Source organism: Azospirillum sp. BE72, from assembly GCF_031455875.1.
In the GTDB taxonomy this organism is placed as follows: domain Bacteria; phylum Pseudomonadota; class Alphaproteobacteria; order Azospirillales; family Azospirillaceae; genus Azospirillum.
On the sequence record NZ_JAVDTO010000014.1, the window covers coordinates 67,632 to 88,978 of the forward strand.

Below are 21,347 nucleotides of genomic sequence, written 5' to 3' on the forward strand. Positions count from 1 at the left end.
CGCCATGCCGATCCTGTCCACGCTGACCGACATGGCCGGAAGCGCCACGGCGAAGGCCAAGGCGACCTACCAGACCCTGCGCACCGGCGGCCGGATGGCGGCCGACACCGTCAAGGCCGGGCTGAAGGAGACCGGGGCGGCGGTGCTGGAGGGCGACTTCGGCGGAGCGGCCAAGCGCGGCGCCAAGGCCGCCGGCCAGACGCTGACCGACGATCTGGCGAATCATTTCCGCCGCAACGCCCCCGTTCCCGCCAAGAACCCGACCATTCCCTGTTCCCAGGCGGAGATCGACGCCAAGGCCAAGCGCGTCGCCGAACGGCAGGCGCTGATCAAGGAGGCGCGCGAGAAGAAGGTCCTGCCGGAGGTGACGGAACGCTTCGCCCGCGACAACAAGGCGGTGGAGCGCGCCCGGCTGGCAGCCGACGTCTATCACCACGAGAACGGCCCGGAGTCGCCCAAGACCCCGCCGCCGGGCTGGACCCGGCTGAGCGACGACCCGGCGGAGCTGCGCAAATACGGCCTCGTCCCCAGCGACCTGAACCCCGGCACCGCGTCGGGATTCCGGGCGGAGCTGTATGTGGCGGACCCCAAGGTGTTCGGGTCGCCCCCGCAGGTCGTTCTGGTGCCGAAGGGAACCACCTTCACCGCCAAGGAGGACTGGGTCAACAACCTGCAGCAGGGCATCGGCCTGCGCTCCGACTATTACGAGCGGGCGATCCAGGCGGCGCAGAAGGTGAAGAGCAAGGTGGGGCCGCGGCTGGAGATGGCGGGCCATTCGCTGGGCGGCGGGCTGGCGACCGCGGGTGCGGTGGTGGCCGACGTGCCCTGCACCACCTTCAACACGGCTGGCCTGAAGGATGATACGGTCGCCGCCTTCGGCAAGTCGCGCGCCAATGCCAGCAAGGTCACCAACTATCAGGTCGGCGGCGAGGTGTTGACCACCGCGCAGAACGCGGTCGGGCCGATGCCGACCAGCATCGGCAGGAATGTGCCGCTGGAGGCGGTCGACGAGCACGGCAACGCCTTCCAGGGTGCCGCCGCGGGCAAGAAGGGCATGGAGTATGTCAAGGGCGTCGCCGCCGATTCCGTCACCAAGCACGGCATGGCCTATCCGATCAACGCGCTGGAAAAACAGAAGCGCGCGGACGAGGGGCAGTTGCGTGCCGCCCTGCACCGGTGAGGGTGCCACCGCGCGCCCCAAGCCGGGCATTGCCTTTTTCCGCCGGCTGTTGATCCTGGTGGCGCTGGCCGCAGCAGGCTGGACGCTCCTTCCCACCCTATTCGCCGCGAGGTCCGCCATGGCCGCTCTGCCGCCCGCCAGCCACTTCTTCCCCGATGCCGCCACGGCCAGGCTGGCCGACGCCGCCGGACGGGGGGACGCCGCCGCCGTGCGCCAGCTCGCCGCCGCGGGCGCCGACCCGAACGCGGGCGGAACGGAGGGGATGACGCCGCTGCTGTTCGCCATCGCCAGCAACAGCAAGCCCGGGGCAAAGGCCCTGCTGGAGGCCGGGGCCGATCCCAACCGTCGCGCCCGCGACGGGGAATCGGCGCTGACCATGGTGGCATCGGGCACCGATACCGACTGGCTGCGCCTGCTGCTTGCCTTCGGCGGCGATCCCAACGCCCGCAACTCCATCGGCGAGCCGGTGCTGGTCAATGCCGGCCTGCGCCGCAACGCCGATGCCGTCCGCATCCTGCTGGACGCCGGTGCCGACATCGAGGCGACCGACGAGAGCGGCAGCACGGTGACGCTGGTGCTGGCCCGCATGAACCAGTTCCACGTCGTGGCCTATCTGCTGGGCCGGAACGCCGACGCTCTGCACCGGTCGCCGGTGTCGGAGGATACGGCGGCCGACTACATCTTCCACGCCGTCCTCGACCCGTCCTCGCCGCTTTCGGACTGGCAGCGGCGCTGCCGGCAGTATCTGCAGTCGCGCGGCATCGCGGCGCCGCCGCCGCGGTGAGATTCGGGCTAGGAAGCCCTTCTCCCCTTGCGGGAGAAGGGTTGGGATGAGGGGTGTGGCCGGCTAAAGGCCGGTGGAAATCAAGGTGCGCCCCTCACCCCAACCCCTCTCCCGCGAGGGGAGAGGGGCTCTGTCAGCAGACCACATCGCCGCTTTCAGTAGAAGGGGACCCTCCGTCCGGGACCATTTTTGCCGCAGGACTCCGTGGTTCCCGGTCTTGCTCCGGCCACAGTGCGGCGATACCGTGCAGCCCACGCCGCAGCCGCCCCCGTGGGAACATGCACGACATCGTCATCCAAGTCCTCGGCGTTGCCGGGCTTCTCGCCCTGGTCAGCTTCCTGCCGCCGCTGGCCGCCCGCTTCCAGGTGCCCTACACGGTGCTGCTGGCGGGCGTCGGGGTGGCGCTGGGCGCGGTGATCCAGACCTTCGCCGGGCCGGGCAAGGACCCGTTCCACGATTTCCTGAATTCGCTGGCCGAGCTGGACGTCTCGTCCGACATCCTGCTGCACGTCTTCCTGCCGATCCTGCTGTTCGAAACGGCGCTGGCGGTCGATGTGCGGCGGCTGTTCGACGATCTGGGGCCGATCCTGCTGATGGCGGTGGTGGCGGTCTTCGTCTGCACCTTCGCCGTCGGCTATGCGGTCAGCCTGTTCACCTCGCTGGGGCTGGTCGCCTGCCTGCTGCTGGGGGCCATCGTCGCCTCCACCGATCCGGCGGCGGTCATCGGCATCTTCCGCGACCTGGGCGCGCCACGGCGGCTGACCACGCTGGTCGAGGGCGAGAGCCTGCTGAACGACGCCGCGGCCATCGCGCTGTTCACCCTGCTGCTGGAGATGCTGACGCGAACCTCCCATGGCGGGGCAGGGGCGGCGGCGCTGGACTTCCTGCGCGACTTCGCCGGCGGCGTCATCACCGGCTATATCTGCGGCCGCATCGTCTGCATGCTGGTGGAGCCGATGCGCAACCAGCCGATGGCGGAGATCACGCTGACGGTGGCGCTGGCCTACCTGTCCTATGTGATGGCGGAGCATTATGTCGGCTCGTCGGGCGTGGTGGCGGTGGTGGCCTCGGCCCTGGTCATCGGCTCGGTCGGACGCACCCGCATCTCCCCCGCCACCTGGGGCGCCATGGAGCATGTCTGGCAGCAGTTGGGCTTCTGGGCCAACTCCATGATCTTCCTGCTGACCGCCATCCTGGTGCCGCGCCTGATGGCCGATGCCGGCTGGGCCGAGGTCGGGCTGGTCCTGGTGGTGGTCGCCGCCGCCTTCGCGGCGCGGGCCGTCGTGCTGTTCGGCCTGCTGCCGGTGCTGTCCTGGGCCGGTCTGGCGCAGAAGGTCAGCAATTCCTACAAGACGGTGATGCTGTGGGGCGGGCTGCGCGGGGCGGTGTCGCTGACGCTGGCGCTGGCGGTGACCGAGAATTTCCGCGTGCCGGACCGTGTCCAGAGCTTCGTCGCGGTGATGGTCACCGGCTTCGTCTTCGTCACGCTGTTCGTCAACGGCACCACGCTGCGCTGGCTGATCCGCGTGCTGAAGCTGGACGAACTGACGCCGGTGGAGCGCGCCATGCGCAACCGGGCACTGGCTCTGTCCACCGACAGCATCCGCGACCGCGTCGCCGCCGTCGCCCAGACCTATGAGGTCGACGGCGCCGTCAAGGACGTGATGATCGCCCGCTACGAGGAGCGGCTGAAGAAGATCGACGAGGACAGCCGGGACGAGGCGAAGCTGACCGACGAGGACCGCATCACCATCGGCCTCGTCATCCTGGTGAACCGCGAGGAAGAACTCTATTACGCCCACTTTTCCGAAGGGGTGGTGTCGCGCGCGGTGATGGAGATGCTGGCCGGGCGCAGCGGCCGGCTGCTGGACGCCGTCAAGGCCCAGGGCCGCAACGGCTACCGCGCCTTCGAGGAACCCTTCATCGCCTTCTCGCCCTGGATGCGGGGGGCCAGCTGGCTGCAGCGCCGCTTCGGCATCCACCGGCCGCTGGCGCGGCGCCTGTCGATGCGGTTCGAGGTGCTGGTCGCCGTGCGCACCGTCCTGCGCGAGCTGCTGGCCTTCACCCGCGACCGTCTGGCCCGCGTGCTGGGACAGGAGGTGGCGTTCGAACTGGAAGGCATGCTGGTCGGCCGGCTGGGCATCGTCGAGCAGGCGCTGTCCGCCCTGAAGCTGCAGTATCCCGACTATGCCGTGGTGCTGCAGAGCCGCTACGTCGGCCGCGCCGCCCTGCGGCTGGAGCATGCCGACTACCGGACCCTGTACGCCGAATCGATCATCAGCCAGGAGGTGCTGACCGACCTGGAGCGCGACCTGGAGCAGCGCCGCCGGGTGCTGGAGCGGTTGCCCAGGCTGGACGTCCGCTTCGACGTGGCGGAGCTGGTGCGCCGGGTGCCGCTGTTCGCCGATCTCCCGGCCGAACGGGTGACGACCATCGCCACGCTGCTGCGGGCGCAGTTGGCCCTGCCGGGCGAGAACATCGTGCGCAAGGGCGACCGCGGCGACGCCATGTTCTTCATCGCGTCCGGCGCGGTCGAGGTGCTGGTGCCCAATCTGGCGGAGCCGGTGAAGCTGGGCACCGGCGACTTCTTCGGCGAGATGGCGCTGCTGACCCGCCAGCGGCGCAATGCAGACGTGCGGGCGCTTGGCTATTGCCAATTGCTGGTGTTGGATGAGAAGGATTTCCGCCGGCTGGTGCAGAAGGACGCGGATCTGCGATCCCACATCCAGGCGGTCGCCGAGGCGCGCCGGCAGCCGACCCAGTCGTCCCCGGCCGTCCCGGCGGTAGGCTGACCGCAGGGAAGGGATTTTTTCATGGGCGAGACCGCGACGGGCGGCGGCCAGACCTGGCTGCGCCTGATGCCGGGTCTTTTCGTGCTGCTGTGGAGCACCGGCTTCATCGGGGCGAAATACGGGCTTCCCTATGCGGAGCCGCTGACCTTCCTGCTGATCCGGCTGGGGTTGGTCGCGGCGGTGCTGGCGCTGGTGGCGCTGGCGAGCCGCGCGCCCTGGCCGAAGGACTGGGCGACCGCCGGACGCATTGCGCTGGCCGGGCTGCTGGTGCACGGCGTCTATCTCAGCGGCGTCTTCCTCGCCATCGCCCATGGGCTGCCGGCCGGCGTCACTGCGCTGGTCGTCGGCATCCAGCCGCTGCTGACCGCCGCGCTGTCCGGCCCGCTGCTGGGCGAACGCGTGAGCGGCCGGCAATGGGCGGGGCTGCTGCTGGGCCTTGCCGGCGTCGGGCTGGTGGTGCGGGAGAAGCTGTCGGTCGATGCGGAGCATCTGATCGGCATCGGCTATGCCGTCGCGGCGCTGGTCGGCATCACGCTCGGCACGCTCTACCAGAAGCGCCACGGCGGCGGGATGGACCTGCGCAGCGGCACCGCCATCCAGTATGCCGCCACCGCGCTGGTGCTGGCCGTCGCCGCGCCTATGTTCGAAACCATGCAGGTGCAATGGACGGGGGAGTTCCTGTTCGCCCTGCTGTGGCTCAGCTTCGTGCTGTCGGTCGGCGCCATCTTCCTGCTGTTCGCCCTGATCCGCCGCGGGGCCGCGGCCAAGGTCGCCAGCCTGTTCTACCTGACCCCGCCTGTCACCGCGCTGGTCGCCTGGATCCTGTTCGGCGAGAAACTGGGCGTCGCGGCGCTGGCCGGCATGGCGGTGGCGGTCTGCGGCGTGGCGCTGGTGAACCGGAAGTGAGCAAAAGCGCCGGGCAGAGCAAAATTTCGCTGGATCGTTCGATGGGTCAGCAATCTAATATGTCTGACAAATCGATAAATCCCCCGGGAGGGAAGCGATGGCGGACGTGCTCGATTTCGGCAGCTTCGACTACATCATAGCGGGCGGCGGCACGGCCGGCTGCGTGCTGGCCAACCGGCTGTCGGCCGATCCGGACGTCTCGGTCCTGCTGCTGGAGGCGGGCGGCAAGGACAGCTGGGTGTGGCTGCACATCCCCGCCGGCTATCTGTTCTGCATTGGCAACCCGCGCACCGACTGGTGCTTCAAGACGGAGGCGGAGGCCGGGCTGAACGGCCGCAGCATCCACTACGCCCGCGGCAAGGTGCTGGGCGGCTGTTCGTCGATCAACGGCATGATCGCCATGCGCGGGCAGGCGCGCGATTACGACGAATGGGCCGCCATCACCGGGGATTCCCGCTGGAGTTGGAGGGAGGTGCTGCCGGTCTTCAAGGGCAGCGAGGATTATTGGCGCGGCGCCGACGAGATGCACGGCGTCGGCGGCGAATGGCGGGTGGAGCGGCAGCGGCTGCGCTGGGACCTGCTGGACCGCTTCGCCGAAGCGGCGCATCAGGCCGGCATCCCGCGCTCCGACGATTTCAACCGCGGCGACAATTTCGGCGTCGGCAGCTTCGAGGTGAACCAGAAGGGCGGCATCCGCTGGAGCGCGGCCAAGGCATTCCTGCGCCCGGCGCTCGACCGCCCGAACCTGAAACTCGCCATCGAGGCGGCCATCGACAAGGTGGAGATCGCCGACGGCCGCGTCACCGGCGTCCGCTTCACCGTCAAGGGCGAGCCGGCGCGGGCGACCTCCAGGATCGAGACGGTGCTGGCCGCAGGATCCATCGGCAGCCCGGCGATCCTCCAGCGCTCCGGCATCGGCCCGGCGGAGCATCTGAAGGCCCTCGGGATTCCGGTGGTGCTGGACGCGCCGGATGTCGGCGCCAACCTGCAGGACCATCTGCAGTTGCGCATGATCTACAAGGTCGATGGGGTCCTGACGCTGAACAAGCGGGCCGGCAGCCTGTTCGGCAAGGCGATGATGGGGCTGGAATACGCCTTGTTCCGCAAGGGGCCGCTGACCATGGCGCCCAGCCAGCTCGGCGTATTCGCCAAATCCTCGGCGGAGATGGCGACGGCCGACCTGGAATACCATGTGCAGCCGCTGTCGCTGGAGAAGTTCGGCGATCCGCTGCACGCCTTCCCAGCCTTCACCGCCAGCGTCTGCGACCTGCGCCCGGCGTCGCGCGGCTGGACGCGGATCACCTCGGCCGATCATCGCGAGAATCCGGCCATCGCGCCCTGCTACCTGTCCGATCCGGCCGACCGGGCGAAGGCGGCGAAGGCGCTGGCGCTGACCCGCCGCATCGTCGCGCAGCCGGCGCTCGCCCCCTATCATCCGCAGGAATACAAGCCCGGCCCCAGCTTCCAGACCGAGGAGGAGCTGGCGCAGGCCGCGGGCGACATTGGCACCACTATCTTCCATCCCGTCGGCACCTGCCGGATGGGCGGCAGGGACGACGCCACCGCCGTGACCGATGCCGAGATGCGGGTGCGCGGGGTGCGCGGCCTGCGGGTGATCGACGCCTCGGTGATGCCGACCCTGACCTCGGGCAACACCAACACGCCGACGGTGATGATCGCCGAGCGCGGCGCCGCCCTGATGCGGGCGGACCGCCGCGCGGCATTGCGGGGGTGAAGGTCACCGCCCCGTGCTGTAGACGCCGTGGATGCCGAATTCCACCGGCTGGCCGGTCAGGTGGCGGGTCAGCAGGGTGGCGACCTCCGCGGCGGCCGGCTTGCCGTCGAGCGCGGCGAGGTCCCGCTGCAGGGCCGCCATCGGCTTGGGCGAGGCGATGGCGAGGAAATGGTCGGCGCCGAAGGGCGGCTCCACCGTCAGCGCCAGCCGGTAGGGGCCGCCCTTCGGGATTTGCGCCGGGTCGCTGCGCTCCGCCAGCGGGTAGAGGTAGTTGACCGTCCCGTCGGCGGCGAGGTTGATCAGGGTGAAATAGGTCCCTGCGTTGCCGCGGATGTCGAGCGAGACCGTCTCCCCCTGCCGGTAATTGCGGTCGCCCGGCTCCAGCGCCAGGGCCAGCGAGCGGTCCTGCGCCGCCGCCTTCAGCCGCACCACCAGCGACCATTTGTCGACCACCCCCTGCACCCGCCGCCGGGTTTCCGGGGACATCGGATCGCCGGCGATGCTGGCCAGCACGTCGCCCATCGAGCTGACCACCTCGCCGGTGGCGCTGTCCCAGACCAGGGCGGGATCGTTCTTGCCGGCAATCTCGATGCCGGAGAGGCCGGCGGCCAGACCCTTCACCGCCGCCGGCTTGCCCAGGATGCGCAGCGGGATCGGGCCCGCTGCGGGCAGCAGGGACGGCGGCTTCGGCTTGGTGGCGACCGGGTCGATCAGCGGAAGCTCGCCACGGCCGCGCGGCTGGACCTGCGGATGCTGCTTGCCTTCCAGAGCCATGCGGACGGCGCCGCGGATGTGCGTCTCCAGCTCACCCTTGGTGACGATGCCGTCGCCGTCGCGGTCGGCCTGCCCGCGCAACGCGTTGGCGAAGGCCCAGCTGAGCGCGCCGCGCGGCTTGCGGTCGATCATCACCTCGGGCGCCAGCTCATGTTCGGCGACGGCGGCGAAGAAGGTGACGTTCGGCTGGTCGTCCGCCTCCGCCTGCAGGGCGGCGCGGGTGGGCGGGGGCAGGGCGTCGTCCTCGATGCGGTCGACCAGCGCCCCGTCGATCCTCGCCGCCCGCGTGCCGAGCATGCCGGCGCGGTCGTCGAAGCCGCGGGTCATGGTGCCGGAATGGCAGGAATCGGAGACGAAGATCACCCGGCGCGGGGCCGCTTCCTTCAGCAGCACGGCGATCTCGTCGTCAGTCAGGCGCTGGGCGGTGCCGGGACCGCGCGGGGCGAAGTCCGCCAGCACCAGGAACTCGTCCATGCCGTCGACCTCGCTGCCGGGCACACGTTCCGGTTGCTGCGCGCCATGGCCGGCGAAGGTCAGCACCAGTGTCGAGTCGGGGGAGGTCTCGGCGATCAGTTCCCGCCATGCCGATATGATCCGGCTGCGTTCCGCCTCGCCGTCGATGAACAGGCGCAGTTTCCTGACGCCAAGGCCTTTCAGCGCGGCGCTGATGTCGCGTGCGTCGTTGACGGCGCCCTGCAGCGGGTTGATCCGCGTGTAGCGGTCGATTCCGATCACCAGCGCCGCGATTTCCGCCCGCGCCGGGCTTGCGGCCACCGTCAGAACCGTCCCGGCGGCAAACCCCGCGGACAGGCCGGCCAAGACATTCGCCGCCACCGTCCAGCGCCGCATTCTTCCAAACATCATACCTCCCCGAGTCCGAACATCATACTTCTCCTGGGTAGCCGTGCCCCAAAGGCTACAGGCTAAAAAATTGGATAAAAGGCCGCACGAATTGGTAGTAATGCCCCCTTCCGTTACAGTTGTTGCTGTGGCAGCGTGGCGGCGGGTCCTGATCGGCGACGGCGTGCGCCCACTGTGGGGGTGGTGCGGATGGCCCGGAGTTCTGGATCTGATCGAAATATGTCTTGAACAGAAAAGCAAACGGGAATCCAGGTCATGCGAAGCAACCGTGCCAAGGCAAGCCTCGTCTCGCTCACCATCGTCGCCATGGCGCTCAGCGGCTGCGTGACCACGCAGACGGATCGCATCGGCGCCAACGATGGCAGCGACGCCTGCTACCAGTACCGCGTCGCGCTCGATTCGACCGGCAACTACTATGCCGAGGACATGCTGAAGGGTGCCGCCATCGGCGCCGGCGTGGGTGCGCTGACCGGTGCGCTGGCCGGCGGCAACATGAAGAGCGCGCTGATCGGCGCCGCCGCCGGTGCGGCGCTGGGCTCGCTGGGCGGCTACTGGAACTCCAAGTCGCAGCAGGGCCGCGATCAGGCGATCCTGGGCGTGATGACCGACCTGGATACCGAGAACCAGAACCTGAACCGCACCCAGGTCGCTCTCGACCAGCTGGTGAACTGCCGCCGCGCCGAGATCGCGCGCGTCAAGGCCGACTACAAGGCCAAGCGCATCGGCAAGCCGGAGGCCGAGCAGCGCCTGGCCCTGATCCGCGGCCAGCTGGACAAGGATTACGCCATCGCCAGCAGCATCAACCAGAACATCGTCAAGCGCCGCGACGAGTATCTGATCGCCGCCGACAACATCGAGCCGGGTTCGGCCGAGAAGATCCGCACCAAGACCGCGGTCAAGGCCCAGACCAAGAAGAAGCCGGCGAAGCAGACGGCCACCACCCAGGCCGCCCAGGTGGTCGAGCGCACCAACACCGCCTTCGAGACGTCGGAGCGCATCAACGCCACCACCAGCAGCATCCAGCAAATCGCGCAAAAGGAAGCGACGCTGGACGCCGCCTGATCGGCGCGGTCTGATGACCTGACCGGCGGCGGTCTTTCGCGGAGGATGCGCGGGACCGCCGCCGGACGACACCAGTGCAAGCGGAACGGATGATGGCCGGCTGTCTTTCTCGCCTGAACGCGCGCCTGCGGCGCGGCGCTCTTCCCGTCGTCCTGCTGGGCGCGCTCATCTGCGGTGTGGCGGGGTTCTTCGCGGCCCGGCCGGCGCTGGCGGGCGATGCGTCCACTGGGGCGTTCCTGCGGATCGAGACCGGCGGCCACACCGCCCGCGTCAACCGGCTGGCGAGCGACGCCCAGGGCCGGCTGATCGCCACCGTTTCCAACGACAAGTCCCTGCGTCTGTGGGCGCGCGACGGCGGGGAGCCGCTGGGCGCGCTGCGCGTGCCGATGGAGGCGGGGGACGAGGGCGCGCTCTATGCCGTGGCCCTGTCGGCAGACGGGTCGCTGGCGGTCGCCGCCGGCAACACCGGGTCGAGCTGGGGCGACGGCGTCACGCTCTACCTGTTCGACGTCAAGGCGCAGCGGCTGAAGGCCCGGCTTCCGGGACAGCCGCAGGTGCTGAACGATCTCGCCTTCTCGCCCGATGGGCGCTTCGTCGCCGGGGCCTTCGGCGGCAACGCCGGCATCCGCGTGTGGGACAGCGCCAGTTTCAAGCTGGTCGCCGAGGACACCGCCTATGAGGCGCGGGTGTCGGCGCTCGCCTTCGCGCCCGATGGGCGGCTCGCCACCGCGTCCTTCGACGGCAACGTCCGTCTCTACGACACCGCCTTCAAGCCGAAGGCCAAGCGCAAGCCGGGCAAGGGCATGCCCTATTCGGTCGCCTTCTCGCCGGACGGGGCGCTGCTTGCGGTCGGCTATGCCGATCAGGCGCAGGTCGACGTGCTGGCCGCCGCCGACCTGAAGACGCGCCACAGCGCCAAGGCCACTGGCGTCACCGGCGGCAGCTTCGCCGCGGTCGCCTGGGACGGCACGGCGCTGGTCGCCGCCGGCACCGCGACGGTGGACGGCAAGCGCAACGTGGTGCGGCGCTGGGCCGATGCCGGCAAGGGGGCCTACACCGACACGCCCGCCGCGCGCGATTCCGTGACCCATCTGTTGGCCCTGCCGGGCGGCGGGGTCGCTTTCGCCGCCGCCGATCCGGGATGGGGCGTGATCGACCCGGCCGGCCGGCTGCAGTTCGCCCGCATGGGCGACGTCGCCGACTATCGCGACATCCATCTCGGCCGCTTCGGCCTGTCCGACGACGGTCTGGTGCTGGAATTCGGGATGGAGCAGGGCGGCCAGCGGCCGATGCGCTTCGACGTGCTGGCCCGCAGCCTGACCCCGGCGCCGGACGCGCTGCCCGGCCTCGCCCGGCCGGCGGCGGAAGGGCCGGGGATCGGCGTTTCCGACTGGCGCAACACCCGCACGCCCAAGGTCAACGGCCAGCCGGTGAAGCTGGACAGCGGCGAATGGGCGCGCAGCGTCACGGTCCTGGGCCGGCAGCGCCGCGTCCTGCTGGGCGGGGAGTTCAGCCTGCGCCTGCTCGATTCCGCCGGGGCCGAGTTGGCCCGCGCCGAGGTGCCGGCGGCGGTGTGGGGCGTCGTCGCGTCGGCCGACGGGCGTGTCGCCGTGGCGGCGCTGGGCGACGGCACGCTGCGCTGGTACGCGCTGTCCGGAGGATCCCGTCCGCTGGAGGAATTGGCGGCGCTATTCCCGCACCGCGACGGCCGCCGCTGGGTCCTGTGGACGCCGGAGGCCTTCTTCGACCATTCCGAAAGCGGCGGCGAGACCCTGGTCGGCTTCCACCTGAACGACCCGAAGAAGAAGGGCAGCCAGTGGGTCGAGTTCAAGCAGGTCTACCGCGTCTTCAACGCTCCCGAGCTGGTGCGCGGCAAGCTGCAGCAGACCGGCCAGGCGGAGATCGCCGCGCGCCTGTCCGCCATCGGCGACATCCGCCTGCTGACCCAGCGCCGCCCGCAGGTGACCCTGCTGGACTATTGCACCGTACCCGCCGCCAGCCGCGGTCTGGCGCTCGGCACCGGGGCCACGGAAGCGGCGGCTTCCGCTCCTGCCGCTCCCGCCCCGGCGGCGCCTGCCGCCCTCACGGTTCCCACGGCTGCGGAAACCTGTCATCCGCTCGACATGACGCCGGTCAGCCGCGCCTTCGCGCGCGCCAAGGAGCCGGCGCCCGCCCCGCAGGCGGTGCCCCAGGCAGTCGCCAAGCCCGCGCCGCAGGGACCGGAGCTTGACGTCGCGGCGGAGGAGCCGCGCCTGTCGGTCACGCTGCCCGAGGGGGTCGGGTCGGTGCGGCTGCGCTACCGGCTGGCCGACACCGGTGGCGGCATCGGCTCGGTCGACCTGTTCCGCAACGGCCGGAACGTCAGCGGCCAGGACAAGTCCCGCGCCTTCGCCCGCGCCAAGGAGCCGGCGCCTGTTCCTCAGCCGGCCCCGCAGCCAGCCGTTCAAGCCCAGCCCGCGGCCGGCGTCACGCCGGCGGACGCCGCCAAGGACCAGCCCCCGCCGCCGGAGGAGCGCGTCAGCACCGTCCGCCTCGATCCCGGCAGCAACCGCGTGCAGATCCGCGCCTACAACGGCACGGACGCGATCTATGAACGCTCGCCGCTGGTCGATTTCGTGCTGCCCAAGCCGGCAGTGACGGCCGACGCGGCAATGGCAGGCGGCAAGGCGGCTGATGGCGTGACGGAGCGCGCCGCACCGGCCAAGCCGCGGCTGATCACCTTCGTCGTCGGCATCGACAAATACCGGCCGGAGGGCACGCAACTGCGCTTCGCCCGCGCCGACGCCTCCTCCTTCGCCGAGACGCTGACCGGCCGGGTTCCCGCCGGCTACGACCGGGAGCAGTCGCTGGCTCTGTCGAAGGCGCTTTATGACGAGCAGGCGAGCCGCGACGCCGTCATCGCCGGTCTGGAGGACCTCGCCGCCAACGCGCGGGAGGAGGACACCGTCGTTCTCTATCTCGCCGGCCATGGCGTGATCGTGCCGTCGCCGAAGGATCCGTCGGTCAAGCTCTACCACTTCATCACCCAGAACGTGACCGCCGCCACCCCGCAGGCGATCAGCGAGCAGGGGCTGTCGGAGAAGGAGCTGAACCGGCTGGTCAGCGCGATTTCCGCCCGCAACGTGCTGGTGATGCTCGACACCTGCCATTCCGGCGCGGTGTCGGCGGGCACGGTCGACAAGCTGTACCAGGACATGGGGCAGCGCTATCTGCTGGCCGCCTCGTCGGAGCAGGAGGAGGCGCTCGACAGCTATGACGGCCGCAACGGCATTTTCGCCCATGCGGTGCTGGAGGGGCTGAAGGGCAAGGCCCTGCTGCCGGGGGACGAGGCGATCTACAACCTGACGCTCGGCCAGTATGTGAACCGCGCGGTGCCGCGTCTGGCGCGCGAGAAGAAGTGGAGCCAGTCCGCAATCTTCAAGACCGGCGGCAACGAACTGAACCCCTTCCCGCTGGCGGCGCCGCAACCCGGTCAACCCTGAGCGGGCACTCGGGCCGGGGCAGGGGCGGCGGCACGGCCATCCGCCGCGCCTACCACGGATTTGCCGGCCAGAAATGGCTAGATAAAGTTCGGTTAGTTCGTTCACAGTGTTTGCAAAACAGGGGCCGGACCTCTTTCGGGACGGCGCGCGGATTGGGGTGGACATGCAAGGCGGCGATCAGTTTGGCGGCATGCCCGGACCGGAAACGGAACGTACGGTCCTGATGCCGACGCCGGGTGGCCGGCGCGCATCCGGTGCTCCCGGCGGCGGGGAGCCGCCCGCCGCGGCGCGGGTGGAGGCCGTCGGCGTTCCGGGACCGGCGCTGGCCGGCATCTTCGCCGCCCGTTCGCCGCTGGCCGCCGCCGCCTCGCCGGTGCTGCTGCTGGCGGCGCGGCTGAACGATGTGACCGGTGTTCCGGACCTGGAATCGCTGCGCCAGCGCGTGATCTCGGCCCTGCGCGACTTCCAGCATTGGGTGACCAAGTCCGGCATGGACGCCGCGACCCAGGCGACCGCGCATTACGCGCTCTGCGCCCTGATCGACGACATCGTGCTGAACTCGCAATGGGGCAGCCAGAGTTCCTGGACGCGCCAGAACGTCACCAGCATGTTCCACAAGAACGTCGTCGGCGGCGACCAGTTCTATGAACGCCTCGCCTCCGCCCGGCAGGATCCGGGCAAATACGGCGACCTGCTGGAGCTGATGTATCTCTGCCTGTCGCTGGGCTTCCGCGGCCGGTACCGCGTCGCCGGGCGCCAGGACAGCGAGCATGCCCGCATCCGCGAGGACGTCTACAACATCCTGGTCAAGCATCGCGGATACGCCGACCGCATCCTCTGCCCGAACGCGGCGGCGCTGGCTATGGACTATCGTCCGCCGCGCAGCTCGCTGCCGGTCTGGGTGGCCGGGGCCGGCACGGCGCTGTTCCTGCTGCTGCTGTTCCTGGGCTTGAGCTTCCTGCTGAACGGGGCGTCGGACCGGCTGTTCGCCGGCATGGGCGGCCTGCCGCCGCATGGCGGCGTGGTGATCGAGGCGCCGGCCCCGGTCAAGCTGGCCGAAGCCGCCCCGCCGCCGCCGCAGATCGCCCCGCCGCCCCCGCCGCAGACCACCCAGGTCCAGCGCGTGCGCAAGTTCCTGGAGCCGGAGATCGCCGAAGGGCTGGTCGAGGTGACGGAGGACGCGCTGTCGATCACGGTGCGCATGCGCGGCAGCAACCTGTTCGCCAGCGGCAGCGCCAGCCTGAACGACAAGGTGCGGGGATCGGTACTGCGCGTCGGACGCGCGGTGGCGGAGGAGCCGGGCGCGGTGCTGATCACCGGCCACACCGACAATGTGCCGATGACCGGCGGCGGGCGCCTGCGCTTCCCGTCGAACTGGCACCTGTCGAAGGCCCGCGCCGAATCGGTGATGGCGGAGTTCGACCCGCTCTTCACCGACAAGTCCCGCCTGAAGGCGGAGGGCAAGGCCGATACTGAGCCGGTGGCGTCCAACGACACCCCCGAAGGCCGGGCGGCGAACCGCCGGATCGACATCATCCTCAAGAAGTGAGCGGAGCCGCCCCGCACAGGGGCGGTGCCAGCGGCAGCATAAGATCAGGGACAGGGGTATCGGAATGAGTCGGCTGACCGCCATCTTGCTCTCCCGCGCAGTGCTGGGCTTCATCGGTGCGGCGATCGCGGCGGCGCTGATCGCGCTGCTGGCGCCGCTGGCCGGGCTGGAGATGCCCTGGCTGGCCGTGGCCGCCGCCGTGCCCTTCCCGATCCTGGCCGTCGTGCTGATCCTGCTGAAGCGCCGCGACGCCAAGGCCGAAGAGCGGATGACGGCGGAGCTGACCGGCGGCAGCGACGCGGCCCGCATGGCGGCGATGGACCAGGCCGACGAGGTCGCCGGGCTGCGCAAGACCTTCGCCGACTCCCTCGCCCTGCTGAAGGCCGGACGCAAGCAGCGGGGACTGGGCGACGGCTATCTCTACAGCACCCCCTGGTACGTCATCATCGGCCCGCCGGGCGCCGGCAAGACCACGGCGCTGCTGAAGAGCGGCCTGAACTTCCCGCTGGCCGAACAGACCGGGGCCAAGCCGCTGAAGGGCATCGGCGGCACCCGGCAATGCGACTGGTGGTTCGCCGACGAGGCCATCTTCCTCGACACCGCCGGCCGCTACACCACTCAGGACAGCCACGAGGCGGTCGACCAGACCGGTTGGGGCGCCTTCCTGAAGCTGCTGAAGGATTCGCGGTCGCGCCAGCCGATCAACGGCGTGCTGGTGGCGATGGCGGTGCCCGACCTCGCCGCCGCCGGGCCGGAGGAGCGGGCGCAGCATGCCGCCGCCATCCGCCGCCGCCTGCGCGAGCTGTACGAAACCCTGAAGATCAAGGCGCCTGTCTATCTGCTGCTGACCAAAGCCGACCTGATCGCCGGCTTCAACGAGTTCTTCCACGACCTGAACCGGGACGAGCGCCGGCAGATCGTCGGCGTTACCCTGCCGGCGGCCGAAAGCGAGCTTGGCGATGCCGGCATGGCGACGCTGGGCAGCGAGTTGGACGGCATCGCCGGCCGGCTGTCCGCCCGCGCCGTCGACCGCATCCAGCAGGAGCATGCGCAGGAGCGCCGCGGCGCCATCTTCGCCTTCCCGTCGCAGTTGGCCTCGCTGAAGGAGCCGCTGCTCGACTTCGTGTCCGCCGCCTTCAAGGCCAACCGGTATGAGCCGGCGCTGCGGCTGCGCGGCATCTATTTCACCAGCGGCACCCAGGAAGGCACGCAGATCGACCGGCTGATCGGCGGGCTGGCTGAGAGCTTCGGCCTGCCGGCGGCGCCCTTCCGCGGCGGTGCCGTCGCCGCCGGGCAGCAGCGCAGCTATTTCCTCGGCGGGCTGCTGAACGATCTGGTGTTCCGCGAGGCCAATCTGGTCGGTTTCGACCCGGCGGCGGAGCGTCGGCGCATCTGGGTTCCGCGCATCGCCTACAGCCTGTTCGGGCTGGTGACGGTCACGGCCACCGCCGCCTGGGTCGCCGGCTATCTCGGCAATGCCGGGCTGATCGACCGCGAACAGCAGGCGGTCGACGCCTACCGCCCGAAGGCGGAGGCGCTCGCCGCCGGCACGGTCGCCGACGACGACCTCCGCCGCGTGCTGCCCGTGCTGAACGAATTGCGCGCCCTGCCGGCCGGCCACGACACGCTGGCGCTGAAGCAGAAGCTGGCGCTCGATTTCGGGCTCTACCAGGGCGACAAGCTGGAGGAGGCCGGCGACGCGCTGTACCGCCGCGCGGTCAACGGGCTGCTGGTGCCGCGCCTGCTGGTTCGGGTGCAGCGCGACCTGCGCGACCGGCTGATCGCCGACGACGCTCCGGCGGTCGAGGCGCTGCTGCGCCTCTACCTGACGCTGGGCGGCGCCGGGCCGGTCAACGGCGAGGAGGTGAAGGCCTGGACCGCCGGCTGGCTGCGCCGCGTCTCGCCGCCGCCGGGCGAGGACGAAACCAAGGCGCTTCTCGGCCACATCGATGCCGGGCTCGGCGCGCCCGCCGGCCTTCCGAAAGTGAACCTGGACGCCGAGCTGATCCGGCAGTCGCGTGAGGTGCTGGCCCGCACGCCGCTGGCCGCCCGAGCCTATGCCGCCATCCGCGACGGCGAGGCGGCGCGCAAGCTGCAGGAATGGCGCCCGACCGAGCAGGCCGGGCCGGAAGGCGACCGGGTGTTCCGCCGCTCCTCCGGCGCGCGGTTCAGCGACGGCATTCCGGGCTTCTACACCCAGCAGGGCTTCACCACCGTGATGCTGCCGGGCCTGCCCGGCGCGGCGCGGTCGGTGCGCGACCTCAGCTGGCTGCTGGGCCCGCCCCGCGGCGAGGAAGCCGGGCCGGAGCTGGAGACGGCGGCTCTGACGCTGTACCTGCGCGACTATGCCGGCCGCTGGGATGCTCTGCTGAACGACATCACGCTGGTGCCGGCGGCCAATCCGCAGGCGCTGGGCGAGGAGGTCAACATCCTGTCCGGCCGCAGCTCCCCCCTGCAGAAGCTGCTGGCGGCGGTGGCGATCGAGACGACCTTGCAGCGCGTGCCGGAGGCGCCGGCCGGCGCCGCCCCGGCAGTGGCCGCCGTGGCCGCGGCGGTCGCCGACAGCGGCGTCGCCAAGCTGGTCACGCAGATGGTGGACGACCGCTTCCGCCCGCTGAACGACTTCACCCGCAACAGTGGCAATGCCCGTCTGGAAGAACTGCTGCGTCAGCTGGAGGGCGTGCATGCCGTGCTGGCGCGGCTGTCGCTGGGCTCCGGCAACGGGCAGAAGCTGTTCGATCTGGCGGCGAATGGGGGCGGCGAGGTGTTCCAGAAGCTCGCCACCGACGTGGCCTATTACCCGCAGCCGGTGCGCCGCTGGACCGAGGAGCTGGTGGAGCAGGGCACGGCGCGGACGCTGAGCGGCGCGCGGTCGCAGATCAACGCGGAATGGCAGAGCACGGTGCTTCCCTGGTGCCGCCGCGCGCTCGACAACCGCTATCCCTTCGTCAAGGGCGCCTCGGCCGATGTCGGCATGGACGACTTCGCCCGGCTGTTCGCGCCAAGCGGGCTGATCGACGCCTTCTTCACCAACCGGCTGCGTCCCTTCGTCGATACGACGAAGGAGCCCTGGCGCTGGCAGCCGTCGGCCGCCGATCTCGGCATTCCGTCCTCGGTGCTGCCGGCCTTCCAGCATGCCGCGATGATCCGCGACGCCTTCTTCCCCGACGGCGGCCGGGTGCCCTCACTGCGCTTCGAGCTGCGCCCGACCTATCTCGGCGCCGGGGTGGAGCAGGTGGATCTGGACATCGACGGCCAGCGCATGACCTTTGCCCGCAACGCCACGCTGGCGCAGGGGCTGCAATGGCCGAAGCCGGGCGGGGCGGGCGACCTGCGCGTCACCTTCACCGGCCAGCCGACCGAACCGCCGGAGATGACCCAGCGCACCGGAAGCTGGGCGTGGTTCCGCACGCTGGACGCCAACCGGGGCCGCAAGGGATCGGTGCCCGACCGCATCCCGCTGAGCTTCGGCGCCGCGGGCAAGTCGGCCAGCTTCGACGTGCGGATGACCAGTGCGGTCAATCCCTTCTCGATCCGCGACCTCAAGGACTTCCGATGCCCGGACAGCCTGTGATGGGCAATACCGGCTGCTTCGGCAAGCTGCCGGCGCGGGGCGACTTCCTGCTGCGCGGGCTGCCGCGCAGCTTCGCCGACCCATGGCACGATTGGCTGCTGGACGGGTTGCAGGCCAGCCGCGCGGTGCTGGGCGAGGGGTGGATGGACCGCTACCTCAATGCGCCGATCTGGCGCTTCACGCTGGAGGCCGGGGTCTGCGGGCCGCAGGCGGCAGCCGGCGTGATGATGCCCAGCGTCGACAAGGCCGGGCGGCAGTTCCCGCTGGCGCTGGTCGCCCTTCTCGCGCCCGGCCAGAGTGCCGCCGGGGCCGAAAATGACGCCGCATGGTTCGAGGCGGCGGAGGAGCTGGCGCTGTCCGTCCTGACCCACACGCTGGACGTTGAGGCCTTCGTCGGCTCCGTCGCTGCGCTGTCGGTGCCGCGGCCGTTGGGTGAGGCGCCTTCCACCGGCGCCCGTTGGTGGACGCTGGGCGGGGAGGGCGTGGCGGAGCAGGGCTTCGCCAGCGCCGGCCTGCCGCCGGCCGCGAACTTCGTCGATTTCCTGACCGGCCGTGCCGAGGAGGAGGCGTGATGCAGTTCGTTCAGGACGACCGTCTGCTGTCGCTGGAAACGCCGGCCGGACCCGACGTGCTGCTGGTGGAGCGGGTGCAGGGGCGCGAGGCGCTGTCCAGCCCCTTCCTCTACCGCATCGACGCACTCGGCCCCATCGAGCCGCTGGCGGCCGAGACCATCGTCGGCAACAGCGTCAACATCGGCTTCCGCCAGCTGGACGGCGAGCGCCACTACGTCAACGGCATCGCGCGCTCGCTCGGCGTCGGCGTGCCGGTGGGGCGCGACCAGCGCTATTACACGATCGAGGTGGTGCCCTGGCTGTCGCTGCTGTCCTACACCAGCGATTGCCGCATCTTCCACAGCCTGGGCGGCGGCGGGCCGATGGCGGTGCCGAAGATCGTCGAGACGATCTTCCAGGAATTCGGCTTCTCCAACTTCGAATTCCGCAGCCTGAGCGGCAATTACCAGCCGCGGGAATATTGCGTCCAGTACAACGAGACCTACTTCGACTTCATCAGCCGGCTGCTGGAAGAAGAGGGCATCTATTACTACTTCGCGCATGAGCGCGACCGCCACAAGCTGATCCTGTCCGACAGCGCCGCCGGCTATGCCAAGCTGTCGCCGGCCACCCTGCGCTTCAACCCCAGCGGCCAGTATGCCGACCAGATCGAGCGGTGGGAGCGGGTCTATTCCATCGCGTCGGGCCGCTGGGCGACCAAGGACTACGATTTCCAGGCGCCGCGCACCGCGCTGGACAGCGGCGAGGCGTCGGTCGCCAAGGTGCCGGTTTCGACCAAGTACGAGCTGTTCGAATATCCCGGCCGCTATGCCACGCGCGACGCCGGTTCGGCGCTCGCCCGCCGCCGGATGGAGACGGAGGAGCGCGGGCTGGAGGGAGTGCGCGGTGTCGGCGCCTGCCGCAGCCTGCATCCCGGCATGACCTTCGCCCTGACCGACCACCCGACGGCGGCGGAGAACAACCAGCCCGTCGTGGTGGCGGAGCTTGAGTTCGACGCCTGCAACGAGGGCTTCCTGCCCGGCGACAAGCGCAAGGCCTCCTACGGCAACAACTTCCGCGCCTTGCCGGCGAAGGCGGTGGTGCGGCCGGCGCGGCGCACGCCGAAGCCGTCGGTGCGCGGCATCCAGACCGCCTTCGTCGTCGGCCCGGCGGGGGAGGAGATCTACACCGACAAGTTCGGCCGCATCATGGTGCAGTTCCATTGGGACCGCCGCGGCCGGTCGGACGAGAAAAGCTCCTGCTGGATCCGGGTGGCGCAGAGCTGGGCCGGCCACCAGTGGGGCATGCAGACGGTGCCGCGCATCGGTATGGAGGTGCTGGTCGATTTCGTCGACGGCGATCCCGACCGGCCGATGGTGATCGGCGTCGTCAACAACGCCGACGCGCTGCCGACCTACGCCCTGCCCGAACACAAGACGCGCTCCGGCATCAAGACGCGCAGCTCGCCCGGCGGGCGCGGCTTCAACGAAATCCGGTTCGAGGACAAGGCGGGCAAGGAGCAGGTCTTCGTCCATGCCCAGCGCGACTACGACCTGCGCATCGGCCATGACAGCCGCAGCTCGGTGGCGTCGGGCCAGCATGTGAACGTCGCCGGCGGCCTGTGGGAGTGGGTGGGCAAGAACCATCACGCAACGGTGGACGGCGACCATGTGGAATCCATCGGCGGCGGCGTGTCGCGCACGGTCGGCGTCGACCTGCACGACAAGATCGGCACCAACTATGCCGTCAATGCCGGGGCGAACCTGTGCCTGGAGGCCGGGGCCTCGCTGACGTTGAAGGTCGGCGGCAACTTCATCACGCTGAGCCCGGCCGGCATCGCCATGAACGGCACCATGGTGCTGATCAACAGCGGCGGTGCGGCCAACGGGCTGAGCGCCTCGCCGGCCAAGCCGGACAAGCCCTCGCCGGCCGACAAGGACAAGGGCGGGACGATCCCGGCCCCGCCGAAGGCCAAGCTGCCGCGCCCGGCGCAAAGTCACACCCCGAAGACCGCGGCCCAGGCCATGGTGATGCGCAGCGCCGCAGCGTCCAACACGCCGCTGTGCGAGATCTGTCAGACATGAATCCGGGCACGAA

Annotated in this window: 12 protein-coding genes; 11 read left to right on the forward strand and 1 reads right to left on the reverse strand. The window is 70.3% G+C overall.

Going from position 1 to position 21,347, the window contains the following annotated elements; genetic code table 11:
- The first annotated feature begins 4 nt into the window (after nt 1-4).
- From J2Y49_RS25025 to J2Y49_RS25045, 5 genes are all read left to right on the forward strand, one after another.
- Nucleotides 5-1,180: a phospholipase gene (locus tag J2Y49_RS25025; RefSeq protein ID WP_310117813.1), complete on the forward strand. Its 1,176-nt coding sequence runs from the start codon at nt 5-7 to the stop codon at nt 1,178-1,180.
- A complete protein-coding gene (locus J2Y49_RS25030; RefSeq protein WP_310117814.1) occupies nt 1,161-1,964 on the forward strand; it encodes an ankyrin repeat domain-containing protein in 804 nt (267 codons plus the stop codon). Before J2Y49_RS25025 ends, J2Y49_RS25030 begins: the two co-directional genes overlap by 20 nt.
- A 278-nt stretch (nt 1,965-2,242) precedes the next feature.
- Nucleotides 2,243-4,756 carry a cation:proton antiporter gene (locus J2Y49_RS25035; RefSeq protein WP_310117817.1) on the forward strand — a complete coding sequence of 838 codons (2,514 nt, stop codon included), beginning with the start codon at nt 2,243-2,245 and terminating at the stop codon, nt 4,754-4,756.
- 21 nt (nt 4,757-4,777) lie between these two features.
- Nucleotides 4,778-5,662, forward strand: a complete 885-nt coding sequence (locus J2Y49_RS25040) for a DMT family transporter (protein WP_310117819.1) — start codon at nt 4,778-4,780, stop codon at nt 5,660-5,662.
- Between the two features lie 97 nt (nt 5,663-5,759).
- Complete coding sequence (locus J2Y49_RS25045) at nt 5,760-7,397, forward strand: GMC family oxidoreductase N-terminal domain-containing protein (protein ID WP_310117821.1); 1,638 nt, start codon at nt 5,760-5,762, stop codon at nt 7,395-7,397.
- A 3-nt stretch (nt 7,398-7,400) separates the two neighbouring features.
- On the opposite strand, the gene J2Y49_RS25050 is transcribed toward J2Y49_RS25045, so the two are convergent.
- On the reverse strand, nt 7,401-9,035 hold the full coding sequence (locus J2Y49_RS25050; protein ID WP_310117824.1) for a caspase family protein: 1,635 nt from the start codon (nt 9,033-9,035) through the stop codon (nt 7,401-7,403).
- Nucleotides 9,036-9,287: 252 nt separating this feature from the next.
- Between J2Y49_RS25050 and J2Y49_RS25055 the strand changes: the two genes are divergently transcribed.
- The 6 genes from J2Y49_RS25055 to J2Y49_RS25080 all read left to right on the forward strand — a co-directional run bounded on the left by J2Y49_RS25055 (nt 9,288) and on the right by J2Y49_RS25080 (nt 21,334).
- The gene (locus J2Y49_RS25055; RefSeq protein WP_310117826.1) at nt 9,288-10,094 is read left to right on the forward strand and encodes a YMGG-like glycine zipper-containing protein; all 807 of its coding nucleotides are present in this window, start codon (nt 9,288-9,290) and stop codon (nt 10,092-10,094) included.
- Between the two features lie 92 nt (nt 10,095-10,186).
- Entirely contained in the window at nt 10,187-13,576 is a 3,390-nt protein-coding gene (locus tag J2Y49_RS25060) for a caspase family protein (RefSeq protein WP_310117828.1), read from the forward strand.
- Nucleotides 13,577-13,799: 223 nt separating this feature from the next.
- Nucleotides 13,800-15,125, forward strand: a complete 1,326-nt coding sequence (gene tssL, locus J2Y49_RS25065; RefSeq protein ID WP_310117829.1) for a type VI secretion system protein TssL, long form — start codon at nt 13,800-13,802, stop codon at nt 15,123-15,125.
- A gap of 64 nt (nt 15,126-15,189) precedes the next feature.
- Nucleotides 15,190-18,699, forward strand: coding sequence for a type VI secretion system membrane subunit TssM (tssM, locus tag J2Y49_RS25070; RefSeq protein WP_310117831.1), 3,510 nt, complete (start codon nt 15,190-15,192; stop codon nt 18,697-18,699).
- Nucleotides 18,681-19,271, forward strand: a complete 591-nt coding sequence (gene tagF, locus J2Y49_RS25075) for a type VI secretion system-associated protein TagF (protein WP_310117833.1) — start codon at nt 18,681-18,683, stop codon at nt 19,269-19,271. Before tssM ends, tagF begins: the two co-directional genes overlap by 19 nt.
- A complete protein-coding gene (locus tag J2Y49_RS25080; protein ID WP_310117835.1) occupies nt 19,271-21,334 on the forward strand; it encodes a type VI secretion system tip protein TssI/VgrG in 2,064 nt (687 codons plus the stop codon). The genes tagF and J2Y49_RS25080 overlap by 1 nt, the downstream gene beginning before the upstream one ends.
- Nucleotides 21,335-21,347 lie beyond the last annotated feature (13 nt).

Excerpts from the sequence above, each read along its gene's own strand:
- J2Y49_RS25035 (WP_310117817.1), top strand. The coding sequence starts at position 2,243 with ATGCACGACATCGTCATCCAAGTCCTCGGCGTTGCCGGGCTTCTCGCC.
- tagF (WP_310117833.1), top strand. The coding sequence starts at position 18,681 with ATGCCCGGACAGCCTGTGATGGGCAATACCGGCTGCTTCGGCAAGCTG.
- J2Y49_RS25025 (WP_310117813.1), top strand. The coding sequence starts at position 5 with ATGCCGATCCTGTCCACGCTGACCGACATGGCCGGAAGCGCCACGGCG.
- J2Y49_RS25055 (WP_310117826.1), top strand. The coding sequence starts at position 9,288 with ATGCGAAGCAACCGTGCCAAGGCAAGCCTCGTCTCGCTCACCATCGTC.
- tssM (WP_310117831.1), top strand. The coding sequence starts at position 15,190 with ATGAGTCGGCTGACCGCCATCTTGCTCTCCCGCGCAGTGCTGGGCTTC.
- J2Y49_RS25045 (WP_310117821.1), top strand. The coding sequence starts at position 5,760 with ATGGCGGACGTGCTCGATTTCGGCAGCTTCGACTACATCATAGCGGGC.
- J2Y49_RS25040 (WP_310117819.1), top strand. The coding sequence starts at position 4,778 with ATGGGCGAGACCGCGACGGGCGGCGGCCAGACCTGGCTGCGCCTGATG.
- J2Y49_RS25060 (WP_310117828.1), top strand. The coding sequence starts at position 10,187 with ATGGCCGGCTGTCTTTCTCGCCTGAACGCGCGCCTGCGGCGCGGCGCT.
- tssL (WP_310117829.1), top strand. The coding sequence starts at position 13,800 with ATGCCGACGCCGGGTGGCCGGCGCGCATCCGGTGCTCCCGGCGGCGGG.
- J2Y49_RS25050 (WP_310117824.1), bottom strand. The coding sequence starts at position 9,035 with ATGATGTTTGGAAGAATGCGGCGCTGGACGGTGGCGGCGAATGTCTTG.
- J2Y49_RS25080 (WP_310117835.1), top strand. The coding sequence starts at position 19,271 with ATGCAGTTCGTTCAGGACGACCGTCTGCTGTCGCTGGAAACGCCGGCC.